Below are 12,525 nucleotides of genomic sequence, written 5' to 3' on the forward strand. Positions count from 1 at the left end.
ACAAGGGGTCAGTCCACGAGAACCCTTTTTCCTCTTGCTGGCCGACATTGCCCCAACCGGCTTGCGCCTGTGCAAGGGCCGACGACGGCAGGAAGGGAAGGGTGAGAAGAAGTTTACGCATATCGAACCTCACACACGACCCATCGCGAAACCGCGCGCGATGTAGTTGCGGACAAACCAGATGACGATGGCACCGGGGATGATTGTAAGCGTCCCGGCTGCCGCCAGCAGGCCCAGTTCATACCCGGCACTTGAGGCAGTGCGCGTCATCACGGCGGCGATTGGTTTGGCCTCGACCGCAGTCAGGGTCTTGGCCAGCAGCATTTCAACCCAAGAGAACATGAAGCAGAAGAACGCAGCAACGCCCACGCCTGCCTTGATGTTGGGCAGAAAGATCGTGACGAAAAAGCGCGGGAAGGAATAGCCGTCGACATAGGCGGTCTCATCCAGCTCTTTCGGGATGCCGCGCATAAACCCTTCCAGAATCCACACGGCCAGCGGCACGTTGAACAGCGTATGCGCCAGCGCCACGGCCAGGTGCGTATCGAACAGACCGATCGAGGAGTAGAGCTGGAAGAACGGAAGCGCAAAGACCGCAGCCGGTGCCATCCGGTTGGTCAGCAGCCAAAAAAACAACTGCTTGTCGCCCAGAAAGCGATAGCGCGAAAAAGCATAAGCGGCTGGCAGGGCAACGCAGACCGAAAGTACTGTGTTCAGAGTCACATAAGTGATCGAGTTGATGTAGCCCCAGTACCATGTCGGATCGGTGAAGATGGTGATGTAGTTCTCCAGCGTAAAGGTCTGGGGAAACAGGGAAAAGCCCGACAGGATCTCGTTCGTGGTCTTGAAGGACATTGCCACCAGCCAGTAGATCGGCAGCATCAGGAACGCGATATAAAGGATCGGGATGATGGACCGCTTCTTCATTGCGCGTCATCCTTTGTCATCAGAGTGTAGAAGACCCAAGAGACCAGTAGCGTGATGGCGAAATAGATCAGGCTCATCGCGGCCGCAGGGCCAAGGTCGAACTGTCCCAGCGCGATTTTCACAAGGTCGATCGACAGCAGGGTGGTTGAGTTGCCGGGGCCGCCACCAGTCAGAACGAACGGTTCGGTGTAGATGTTGAAACTGTCCATGAAGCGCAGCAGCACGGCGATGGTCAGGACGGTTTTCATCTTGGGCAGCTGGATATAACGGAACACAGACCAGGGGCTGGCGCCGTCGATCTTCGCAGCTTGATAGTAGGCGTCCGGGATCGACACCAAACCCGCGTAGCACAGCAGAACCACCAGCGAGGTCCAGTGCCAGACATCCATGACGATGACAGTGATCCAGGCCGATAGCGGCTGTTGCGTCATGTCATAGTTGATGCCCAGAACGTCATTCAGAAAATACCCCAGCAGACCGATCTTTGGCAGGGTGAAGATGTTCCACATCGACCCGACCACGTTCCAAGGGATCAGCATCGGAAGGGCCATCAGCACCAGGCAGACCGGCACCCAGAACCCCTTGCGTGGCATCGACAGGGCCACGATGATGCCCAGCGGAACCTCGATCAGCAGGATCAGCGCGGTGAACAGGAATTGCCGTCCAAGCGCGGCCTGAAACCGGTCGGACCGCAGGATTTGTTCAAACCAACCAAGGCCTTCCCAGAAGAACTGGTTGTTGCCGAATGTTTCCTGCACCGAGTAGTTGACCACCGTCATCATCGGAACCAGCGCGTTGAACGCGACCAGCGCCAGCACCGGAAGGACAAAGAACCAAGCCTTTTGATTTTCCGTTCTCATTGCGCCCGCTCCTGAGTTGCGATCCAGCCGTCGCGATAGACGCGGGATTGTTCGGGTTTGAATTGCAGGAAAACCTGTGACCCGGGTTCGGGCACACTATGTTCGGTCACCGCCTTTAGGGCAGTATTGCCGACCATCGCACTGATCACATAGTGACGGCCGATGTCGGCGACTTTCGTTACGTGCGCGGGAATGCCGGTGTCGCCAAAGCCAACATACTCGGGCCGGATACCCAGATCGGTGCGGCCCCCATCACCATGAGTTGGGCCTTCCAGCATAACTTCGTGGCCTTCAAAGATAGCTCGGTCGCCTTTCGCCTCGCAGGGCAGGACATTCATGCCGGGTGAGCCAATGAAGTGGCCGACGAATGTGTGCTGAGGACGCTCGAACAGTTCAACCGGGGTACCGATCTGAACCACTTCGCCTTCCTGCATCACTACGACCTCATCGGCGAAAGTCAGCGCCTCGGTCTGGTCGTGAGTCACGTAGATCATCGTCGCTTTGACGCGCTGGTGCAGTTCTTTCAGCTTTGACCGCAGCTTCCATTTCAGATGCGGATCGATCACGGTCAGGGGCTCGTCGAACATCACCGCATTCACGTCGTCGCGAACCAGCCCGCGGCCCATCGAAATCTTCTGCTTGTTGTCCGGGCTCAGGCCTGAGGCCTTGGTGCCGAGCATATTCGTGACGTCCAGCATTTCGGCAATCTCATCGACGCGTCGCTTAATCGTGGCGGCATCGACGCCCCGATTCTTCAGAGGGAAGGCCAGGTTCTCTCCCACGGTCATCGTGTCGTAGATCACCGGGAACTGGAACACCTGCGCGATGTTGCGCTGATCAGGGGGCAGGGCGGTCACGTCGCGGTCGTCGAACAAAATCTGCCCCTCGGACGGCGTCAGAAGGCCCGAGATAATGTTCAGCAACGTAGACTTGCCGCAGCCTGACGGACCGAGCAGCGCGTAGGCTCCGCCATCGCGCCATGTCACGTCAATTTCCTTCAGCGCATAGTCTTCCGGGCCTTTCGGCGCGGGCATATAGCTGTGTCGAAGGTTTGAAAGTTTGATCTGTGCCATGTCAGGCTACCCTTTTGCCGTCTTGGCCGAAATACCGGCAATGGGCCGGGTTCATGTAGAAACTGTGATCCTCGCCCACCCGATAAGGGTGCACACCGGCGGCCAGCGAAACCCAAGCGTCGTTCCCATGTTGGAAATGCGCGCTGGAATCCGAGCCCGACAGCTCTGTCACGATCACGCGCCCGGTCAGTTCCACATCCGCGTCTGTGGTGCGGAACGGGGTCACACGGTGCGGGCGCACGGCGACCATGTAATCTCCGTCGGCAATGTCAGTGACCGGCCAGCCGCCACCGCCCGCCAGATGTGCCTGGGCACCGGAAACCGAAATGCGCGCCACATTGATCGGCGGGTCCGAGAAGACACGCGCCGCGGCGATGTTTTCCGGGTTGCGATAGATGTCGGCGGTCGGCCCAAACTGGGTCACGCGGCCGTCTTCCATCAGGGCGGTGTAGCCGCCCAGCAGCAACGCCTCTTCGGGTTCCGAGGTGGCATAGACCACGACCGCACCGCGCCCTGCAAACAGGTCGGGCAGCTGCTCGCGCAATTCTTCGCGCAACTTGTAGTCCAGGTTTGCCAGCGGTTCGTCGAGGAAGACGGCGCGGCTTTCTTTCGCAATGGCACGCGCCAGTGCGGTCCGTTGTTGTTGTCCACCCGACAACTCATGTGGGCGGCGGTGCAGCATCGGGCGCAGCTGCAGCAGGTCGGCCGCTTCTTCAACGCGGCCTTCGATTTCGCTTTTCGCCATACCCGCCACGCGCAGCGGCGAGGCGATGTTGTCGAAAACGGTCATATGCGGATAGTTCACGAAGAACTGGTGCACCAGGCTGATCTGACGTTTCTGTGTATTCAGTCGCGTGACATCCTGCCCATCCATCAGGACCCTGCCCGAGGCGATCGGGTCCAGCCCGGCCATCATCTTGATCAGAGAGGTCTTGCCCGAGCCGGTTGCACCCAACAGTACATTGAAGTGGCCTGTATGAAGGGTCAGGTTTGTGGATTTGATATGGATGACGTTGCCGACCCGTTTGGTGGCATGTTGAAGTTCGATCATCTGGGAAACTCGCGGGGCATTTTAGGGTAGGCCGGGCTTGAGCCCGACCTACGATGTTGCTGTTACTGGGACTGCCAGCGCTTAACCAGTTCGTCATAGTTGACGGTCTGGCCCTGCGGCTTTTCGTTCTCCAGCTTGGCCTTGGGCGAACCCGCTTTTTCCAGCCAGAAGGACGCATCCTGCGGCTCGTTCAAGCGCGGGCCGCAGCCACCGTAGACACCGGCGCTTTCATCCGCGGCCTGCATACGGGCCATGGTGATGTCCATCTCTTCAGCCAGACGGTCCATCGCCTCTTGTGGGGTGAAGGCGCCCGAGTTCACGTCACCGATTTGCTGCCACCAGATCTGGGCCAGCTTCGGATAATCCGGAACGTTGATGCCGGTCGGCGACCATGCCACACGGTCAGGCGAGCGGTAGAACTCGACCAAACCACCCAGCTTGGGTGCGCGCTCGGTGAACGACTCGTGGTTAACCGAGCTGTCGCGGATGAAAGTCAGACCCACATGGGACTTCTTCACATCGACAGTCTTGGAGGTCACGAACTGGGCATAGAGCCACGCTGCCTGAGCACGATCCTCGGGGGTCGACTTCAGGAAAGTCCAGGAACCCACGTCCTGATACCCAACCTTCTGGCCTTCTTCCCAGTAGGGGCCATGCGGGCTGGGCGCCATCCGCCACAGCGGTGTGCCTTCGTCATCCACCGTGTTGTTGCCTTCGGACTTCGGTTTCACCATGTCGGCGGTGAAGGCGGTGTACCAGAAGATCTGCTGGGCCACGTTGCCCTGGCTCAGCGCCGGCAGCGACTGGTAGAAGTCATAGGACGCCGCACCCGGAGGCGCATAGTTGCGCAGCCATTCGTCCCATTTGCGGATCGCGTAGACCGCAGCCGGACCGTTGGCAGCACCACCGCGCGACACCGAAGCGCCAACTGGGTTACAGGTGCCCGCTTCCATGCGGATGCCCCATTCGTCGACCGGAATACCGTTGGGCTCACCGACGTCGCCTGCGCCCGCCATCGACAGCCAGGCGTCTGTCATACGCCAGCCCAAGTCAGGCGCGCGTTTGCCGTAGTCCATGTGGCCGTAGATCGCGACGCCATCGACTTCTTTTACGTCGTTGGTGAAGAATTCGGCGATGTCTTCGTAGGCCGACCAGTTGACCGGAACACCCAGGTCATAGCCGTACTTTTCCTTGAACGCAGCCTTGTTGGCTTCATCGTCGAACCAGTCTTTGCGGAACCAATAAAGGTTCGCGAACTGCTGGTCGGGCAGCTGATACAGCTTGCCATCCGGACCGGTGGTAAACTGAATGCCCATGAAGTCATCCAGATCCAGCGTCGGCGAGGTTGTCGCCGCCCAGTCGCCGCCCATCATGTCGGTCAGCGGATAGGCCAGTTGCAAGCGGGAATGGGTGCCGATCAGGTCACTGTCGTTGACGTAGCCGTCATAGAGGTTCCGGCCGGTCTGCATCTGAGTCTGAACGGCCTGAACCACTTCGCCTTCACCAAGGATCTGGTGATTGACCTTGATGCCGGTGATCTCTTCGAACGCCTTGGTCAGAACCTCGGATTCATACGAGTGAGTGGGGATGCCTTCAGACAGGACGTTGATTTCCATGCCCGCGTAAGGCTGTGCAGCTTCGATGAACCACTGCATTTCAGCCATCTGTTCGTCTTTCGACAGGGTCGATGGCTGGAATTCGTCGTCGATCCAGCGTTGTGCTGCGGCTTCGTCGGCCCAAGCAGGACCGTGCCCCGCAATGACGGCAGCCGCCGCCACTGCGGAAAGTAGATGTCTCCGCATCTGTCTCCTCCCAAAAATTTATGGTTCTCCGGTGGGAACCGGATGTCAGATACCATCAGCGATTTTTCGCGCGCCTGTCAAACTAATTTTTTAGTAAATGAAATTGCAGATGCGTAACTCGTTGTTTTTATTATATTGAAAGAGGAATTCGGGAGGGGTCACGGCAAGGATTGCTGACTTCGCCGGAATCGGGAAAGAGCACTCAAAGTCCGGAGAACAACTGACCTAACCTCAAGTAAACCAGCGACCAGGCGCCAGATATTTGGTTCTGAAACTTTGATTTAGGAAAGTGCAAATGGCAGCCCGTAGGGGAATCGAACCCCTCTTTCCAGGTTGAAAACCTGGCGTCCTAACCGATAGACGAACGGGCCACTTGGTCCAGTCAAGCACAAGTGGCAGCCCGTAGGGGAATCGAACCCCTCTTTCCAGGTTGAAAACCTGGCGTCCTAACCGATAGACGAACGGGCCACGCTGGCTTGTGGAGGGCCTTTTACGGTTTACCTCCCACCCCCGCAAGCCGAAAAACGCAGGGATGTGAAACTTTTTTGGCGGTGCTTTCAGGGTCAGGAAACAGCCTTCAATTTACCTCGGCAGCATCCTCAAGCCGAAGCTGAACGTTTTGACGTCCGCCCCATGTGTTGACCTCAAGTCGGCCCGCGAAATGTAAGCGGGCTCCTCCGTGATTCAACAGCTTCTCGCCCATGGGGCCGTCGAACGCACCAAATGCAATGGCGTCCAGGCCGCCGTTCAACCCATCGGACAATGAAAGCTTGAGGTGCGTCTCGCCAACGCGTTTGGCAAACCGCACCTGAAGCTCAGGCAGGGCATAACGCGGAGCAGGGGCGCTGGCGCCGAACGGACCGGCCTTTTCGATCTGTTCGATCAGCTCGACCGAGGCCGCTCCGGGCATCAACGCACCGTCCAGCTTCAGATCCGCCGGGCCGCCCTGACCGGCCCCCTGTTTGGCCAGCAATTCACTCAACCGTTCCATCGCCGCGTCCAGTTTATCGCGCATGACCGTCAGACCCGCCGCCATCTTGTGGCCACCGCCCTTGACCAGCAGACCCTCGGCGGCAAGCTTCTGGATCGAAGCACCCAGATCGATGCCCGATATGGATCGACCAGACCCTTTGCCCTCATCCCCGTCAAAGCCGATGACAATGGCAGGGCGGTTCGCCATTTCCTTAAGGCGAGAGGCAACGATACCCACGACGCCGGGGTGCCAGCCTTCACCCGCTGCCCAGACCAGCGGCGCATCCAGACCGCGTTCTTCCGCCTGATCAAGCGCAGCGGCACGCACCGCGTTTTCAATATCACGCCGTTCGGTGTTCAACTCATCCAACCGCTGAGACAAGGCCTCGGCCTCTGCTGTCGATTCCGTGCTCAGCAGGCGGGCACCCAGATCGGCCTGACCAATGCGACCACCGGCGTTGACACGAGGCCCCAGCAGAAACCCCAGATGATAGGAATTGGGTGCCGCGTCCATGCGGGACACATCCGACAGTGCAACAAGCCCGGGGCGTTGACGTCTGGCCATGACCTTGAGTCCCTGACGAACAAGGGCCCGGTTGGCGCCGATCAAAGGTGCTACATCCGCAACCGTCGCCAGGGCGACCAGATCCAGCATCGACATCAGGTCCGGACCTTTGATACCGGCGTCGCGCAATTGCCGCCCGGCCTCGACCAGCATCAGGAAAACGACACCCGCCGCGCAAAGATACCCCAGATCGCCACTTTCATCCTGCCGGTTCGGGTTCACGATCGCGGCGCAGTCGGGCAGGGTCTCTCCGCCAAGGTGGTGGTCCAGAACGATCACATCCGCGCCGTTGGCTGCCGCGATGGGCTCATGGCTCAGCGTTCCGCAATCGACACAAATGATCAGGTCGTGTTCAGCAGCCAGCGTCTGCATGGCAGGAACATTTGGCCCGTAGCCTTCGTCGATGCGGTCCGGGACATAAAGCGTGGCGCTGATCCCCATCTGTCGTAGCCAGACCAGCAACAATGCGGCCGAACTTCCGCCGTCCACATCGTAATCCGCGAACACGGCGATCCGTTGCCGCGCCCTGACGGCCTGTAGGAACCGCGTTGCTGCCGTCTCCATATCCAGCATCGAACGCGGGTCCGGCAGCAGTTCTTTCAGCTTGGGCTCAAGAAATCCTGCTGCTTCCATCGCTGGCACGCCGCGCCGTGCCAGTACCTGACAGACAGCGCGGGGCAACCCGGCCTGCTGCACCAGCATTTCTGTTGCCCGCTCGATGTCCGGCGTAGGTCCGATCCAGCGGCGTCCGGTCAATGACTGCTCGACCCCAAGAAAGCTCATACCATGCCCCTTATGCGCCAAGGCCGGACCCTCGCGGACCCGGCCTCTTCATCTTTTCACAAATACTCCCGCCGGAGGCAGCGGCGCAAGCCGCTATGCGTCGCTATGTGGCCACATCGGTGTGCGATAGGACATACGCCGCACCGAACCGGTTTTCGACCGCATCAGCAAAGTGGTCGTTTCAACCCAGCCCGGCTCGCGTTTGATACGCGGTAGCAGCGAGCCGCCGGTTACGCCGGTCGCAGCAAAAATCACGTCCGCCGTCACCATTTCGTCCCGCGCATAGACGCGATCCAAATCGGTAATACCTGCCTTGGCGGCGCGGCCGCGCTCGTCATCGTTGCGGAACAGCAGGCGGCCAAAGATTTGCCCGCCCATGCATTTCAGCGCAGCTGCTGCCAGAACGCCCTCGGGTGCGCCGCCCTGGCCCATATACATATCGATGCCGGTTTCTTCGCTTTCTGCGCAGTGCATGACACCGGCCACATCACCGTCAGTGATCAGGCGGATTGAGGCTCCGGTGTCACGAACTTCGGCAATCATGGCCTCATGACGCGGGCGCTCCAGAATACAGACGGTGATGTCCGCCGGATCACAGCCTTTGGCCTTTGCCAGCGCTTCGACGCGTTCCCGCGGGCTCATGTCCAGATTGACGACGCCTTCCGGGAATCCTGGGCCAATGGCCAGCTTATCCATGTATACGTCCGGGGCATGCAGCATCGACCCGCGCGGGCCCATTGCGATAACGGTCAGCGCGTTGGGCATGTCCTTGGCGGTCAGGGTCGTGCCCTCAAGCGGGTCCAGCGCAATGTCGACGCCGGGGCCGTTTCCAGTGCCGACTTCTTCGCCGATAAAAAGCATCGGCGCTTCGTCACGCTCACCTTCGCCGATCACGACGACACCTGCGATGTCCAACAGATTCAACTGCTCACGCATTGCGTTGACGGCGGCCTGATCGGCAGCCTTCTCATCGCCTCGTCCGACAAGCGAGGCGGATGCAAGCGCGGCCTGTTCAGCCACACGGGCAAGGCCCAAAGAAAGCATTCGGTCGTTGAAATCGGTCTTGGCAGCGTTCATGTGTCGGTATCCTTGGGTCAATAAAGGCGTTCTGTCCGGCATAGCCTGCGTCTGGCACAGGCCGCAAGGGTCAAACCTCTTCGACGCGCAGCGCGACAGGTTCCCCCGAAACCACGTCAGTGGACCTGAACCCCTCCAGCGCCACATCAAGTGTCGCGCGCGTGGTCTTGTGAGTTACAATCAGGACGGGTGCCGTGTTTTCAGAATGGGCATACTGGCGCATCCGGTCGATTGACACTCCGGCATCACCCAGAATGGCCGCAACTTTCGCCAGCGCACCGGGTTTGTCCAATAGGGCAAGGCGAAGGTAATAGGGCGCGGGCAATCCGGTTCGCGCAGGCGTAGCCTCTTGCAGCGTCGAGGCCGGTCGGCCGAATGTCGGAATATGAAATCCACGGGCCAGATCACAAACGTCACCCATGACAGCACTGGCAGTTGGGCCTTCACCGGCACCGGGACCGCGCAGAACAACTTGCTCGATCGAGTCACCCTCGATCACCACCATGTTGGTGCCGCCTTCCAGTTGCCCCAGAGGTGAGCCGCTTGGCACCAGGCAGGGCTGCATGCGCTGTTCCAGCCCGCGCCGGGTACGCTGTGCCACGCCCAGCAACTTGATCCGGTATCCCATGTCGTCCGCCTGATGAATGTCATCCAGGCTGATATGCTGAATACCCTCGATCTCGATCCCGTCGAAATTCGGCTTGGTTCCAAAGGCAATCGAGGACAGAAGCGCCAGTTTATGGGCCGCGTCAATGCCACCCACATCCAGGTTAGGGTCAGCTTCCAAATACCCCAGTTGGGCGCATTCTTCGAACAGCGCATTGTATCCCAATTCCTGGGACTGCATCCGGGTCAGAATGTAATTGCAGGTTCCGTTCATCACGCCCATGACACGGGTGATGTCGTTCCCGGCAAGCCCTTCGGTCAGGGACTTGATCACAGGGATGCCACCCGCGACGGCCGCCTCGAACCGGATGACACGGCCTGCAGCTTCGGCCTGCTCCGCCAGTTTCTGACCATGGACGGCCAGCAGCGCCTTGTTGGCGGTTACCACGTCTTTACCGGTTTCCAGCGCCGCCTCGACCGAAGCCAGAGCCGGGCCGTTTTCGCCCCCCATAAGCTCGACATAAACGTCAATGTCGTCTCGGCGGGCCAGCGCGACGGGATCACTTTCCCAAGCGTAGTCGGACAGGTTGACACCGCGATCCTTGCCGGAGTCCCGGGCGGAAACGGCCACGATTTCAATTGGCCTACCGGTCCGGGCTTGCAACAGATCCGCATGTTTGCGGACGATCCGGATCACACCCACGCCGACGGTCCCCAAGCCAGCAATTCCCAGCCGCAGCGCCTGTGTCATTCGGTGGATTCCTTTCCGCTCGTATTCGCCAGTCTGGATTTTTCATCCGTCAGGCGCTGCCTTAGCGGGTTCATGGGGACGGTGCAATGCGTCAGAGGACAGCGCGGCCAATGAAATCCGGCAATCAGTCGATTTCTGCGTTCTGAAGTGCCTGCGCTTTATTCGCCAGCGCTTCGGCACGCGCATTCAGGTCCTCTTCGACCTCGGCCGCTTCGCTTACGGGATCAACCGGTGGGCCCAACGCTTCGCTCAGTGGGATCAAGCGGGGAAACGTGGACTTGCGCACGGTTGGCGACTCGCTGCCTTCCAGTTCAGGAATGTCCGCGCATGCGGCGCAGACAAGCATCAAAAACAGCAGGGGCACGGGTTTCATGACAAGCCGGTTGTTGTTGCAGTCGCCATTGTGATGCACCTTTTGCCCGTTCGGTTCAAGCGGGGTTCTATTTGAACAAACGTTCAGATACTGTCGGCCTATGGCTCGTACCCAAGGTTCACACTCTGACATAACCGGCCCGCGGATCCGCAAGGCAGCGTTGGCTCTGTTCGCCCGACATGGGTATGCGGCGGTTTCAATGCGCCAGATCGCGTCCGAGGTCGGTGTGCAGGCCGGTGCTTTGTATAACTACACCCCAGACAAGCAAAGTCTGCTTTTCCGTCTGATGCGCGACCATATGCAGGAGCTTCTGTCGGCATATGAGGCACAGGACAAATCCGAAGATCCACGCGATGCCTTGCGCCGCTTTGTCGGATTTCACATTCGCTTTCACCTGGAACGCCCGGACGAGGTGTTCATAGCGTATATGGAGTTGCGAAACCTGACGCCCGAGAATTTCACGGAAATCGAAGATCTGCGCCGCAGGTACGAGGATTCACTGGAAGGTATTCTGCGTGACGGTCATGTCGCCGGCCTGTTCAAAGTACCCGACACCAGGATCGCAAGCTTTGCTGTGATCGCAATGCTGAATGGTGTGATGACCTGGTATCGGGCAGGCGGGAGGTTGTCACTGGATCAGGTCGAGCAGATCTACTGGGACATGGTATGTCGCGCCGTTGCGACGTGATCTGCCCGCCCGTCCTTAGTGGGCTGGCCGGATGAAGGTTCCGTTTCGAAGCTCTTCAAAGGCTTGTTTCAGCTCGGCCCGGGTGTTCATGACGATTGGCCCATGCCAGGCGACCGGTTCGTTGATCGGCGCACCGGAGATCAGCAGGAACCGAACTCCTTGCGGCCCCGCCTGTACCGTAATTTCGTCGCCAGACCCAAAGCGGACCAGCGTCCGGTTGCCTGACATGTCGCGAATGTTGACCTCTTGCCCCGCCACCTCTTTTTCCAGCAGAACGCCGGTGGGTTGTGACGCGTCGGCAAACGCGGCCTGACCATCGAAAACATAAGCGAAGGCCCGGCGATAAGTGTCTATGGGAAAAGTTTTTTTGACGCCTGCCGGGATGCGGATATCCAGGTATTGCGGATCAGCCGCAATGCCGTCGACAGGGCCGGTTTTCCCCCAGAACGTACCCACGATCACACGAACCGTGGTGCCGTCATCATCCGTGATCTCGGGGATTTCCCGGCTTTGAACGTCCTGATACCGGGGTGCAGTCATCTTCTGGTCAGAAGGCAGGTTCCCCCACAACTGAAAGCCGTGCATCTGACCACTGGTGTTTCCATGTGGCATTTCCTGATGCAATATCCCCGAACCTGCCGTCATCCATTGCACGTCACCGGCGCCAAGCGTTCCGGTGTTGCCCAGTGAATCCGAGTGTTCAACGGTCCCGGACAGAACATAAGTAATGGTCTCAATTCCACGATGCGGATGCCACGGAAACCCTGCTTCATAGTCTTGCGGGTTCTCATTCCTGAAATCGTCGAAAAGTAGAAATGGGTCGAGTTCGGACGGGTCCTGAAACCCGAAGGCACGATGCAAATGCACACCGGCGCCTTCCCGTGTTGGAACGGATTGTCTGGTTTCCAAAGTAGGCCTGAGGGACATTTTTGCCTCCTGATTTACATGACAATCATGTAATGTGTGCGCCTGCGCGGTCAATTGACAAAAACGCGCG

Annotated in this window: 11 protein-coding genes and 2 tRNA genes; 1 reads left to right on the forward strand and 12 read right to left on the reverse strand. The window is 59.1% G+C overall.

The features are described from left to right. Positions 1-129: 129 nt before the first annotated feature. From ACR0J8_RS16660 to ACR0J8_RS16710, 11 genes are all read right to left on the reverse strand, one after another. Positions 130-927, reverse strand: coding sequence for a carbohydrate ABC transporter permease (locus ACR0J8_RS16660; RefSeq protein ID WP_170616650.1), 798 nt, complete (start codon positions 925-927; stop codon positions 130-132). After that, positions 924-1,787 (reverse strand): carbohydrate ABC transporter permease, encoded by an 864-nt coding sequence (locus tag ACR0J8_RS16665; RefSeq protein WP_170677640.1) that lies wholly within the window; start codon positions 1,785-1,787, stop codon positions 924-926. Before ACR0J8_RS16665 ends, ACR0J8_RS16660 begins: the two co-directional genes overlap by 4 nt. After that, on the reverse strand, positions 1,784-2,860 hold the full coding sequence (locus ACR0J8_RS16670; protein ID WP_480526325.1) for an ABC transporter ATP-binding protein: 1,077 nt from the start codon (positions 2,858-2,860) through the stop codon (positions 1,784-1,786). Before ACR0J8_RS16670 ends, ACR0J8_RS16665 begins: the two co-directional genes overlap by 4 nt. 1 nt (position 2,861) lies before the next feature. Beyond that, positions 2,862-3,911, reverse strand: coding sequence for an ABC transporter ATP-binding protein (locus tag ACR0J8_RS16675; RefSeq protein WP_480526326.1), 1,050 nt, complete (start codon positions 3,909-3,911; stop codon positions 2,862-2,864). Positions 3,912-3,973: 62 nt separating this feature from the next. Next, positions 3,974-5,713, reverse strand: a complete 1,740-nt coding sequence (locus ACR0J8_RS16680; RefSeq protein ID WP_170806074.1) for an ABC transporter substrate-binding protein — start codon at positions 5,711-5,713, stop codon at positions 3,974-3,976. A gap of 296 nt (positions 5,714-6,009) precedes the next feature. Next, positions 6,010-6,084: transfer RNA gene (locus tag ACR0J8_RS16685), tRNA-Glu, on the reverse strand. Positions 6,085-6,106: 22 nt separating this feature from the next. Beyond that, positions 6,107-6,181, reverse strand: a tRNA-Glu gene (locus tag ACR0J8_RS16690). A 109-nt stretch (positions 6,182-6,290) separates the two neighbouring features. Further along, entirely contained in the window at positions 6,291-8,033 is a 1,743-nt protein-coding gene (gene recJ / locus ACR0J8_RS16695) for a single-stranded-DNA-specific exonuclease RecJ (RefSeq protein ID WP_480891223.1), read from the reverse strand. A 93-nt stretch (positions 8,034-8,126) separates the two neighbouring features. Then, on the reverse strand, positions 8,127-9,110 hold the full coding sequence (gene glpX, locus ACR0J8_RS16700; RefSeq protein WP_170616638.1) for a class II fructose-bisphosphatase: 984 nt from the start codon (positions 9,108-9,110) through the stop codon (positions 8,127-8,129). Positions 9,111-9,180: 70 nt separating this feature from the next. Next, positions 9,181-10,467 (reverse strand): homoserine dehydrogenase, encoded by a 1,287-nt coding sequence (locus ACR0J8_RS16705; protein ID WP_480526330.1) that lies wholly within the window; start codon positions 10,465-10,467, stop codon positions 9,181-9,183. A gap of 124 nt (positions 10,468-10,591) precedes the next feature. Further along, positions 10,592-10,840 carry a hypothetical protein gene (locus ACR0J8_RS16710; protein WP_480526332.1) on the reverse strand — a complete coding sequence of 83 codons (249 nt, stop codon included), beginning with the start codon at positions 10,838-10,840 and terminating at the stop codon, positions 10,592-10,594. A 100-nt stretch (positions 10,841-10,940) separates the two neighbouring features. Here ACR0J8_RS16710 and ACR0J8_RS16715 point away from each other — a divergent pair, with 100 nt between their 5' ends. After that, positions 10,941-11,528 (forward strand): TetR/AcrR family transcriptional regulator, encoded by a 588-nt coding sequence (locus ACR0J8_RS16715; protein ID WP_170616632.1) that lies wholly within the window; start codon positions 10,941-10,943, stop codon positions 11,526-11,528. Between the two features lie 15 nt (positions 11,529-11,543). On the opposite strand, the gene ACR0J8_RS16720 is transcribed toward ACR0J8_RS16715, so the two are convergent. Then, positions 11,544-12,455 (reverse strand): pirin family protein, encoded by a 912-nt coding sequence (locus ACR0J8_RS16720; protein ID WP_170806078.1) that lies wholly within the window; start codon positions 12,453-12,455, stop codon positions 11,544-11,546. Between the last annotated feature and the right edge of the window lie 70 nt (positions 12,456-12,525).

It is taken from the genome of Ruegeria sp. N11 (assembly GCF_056531525.1).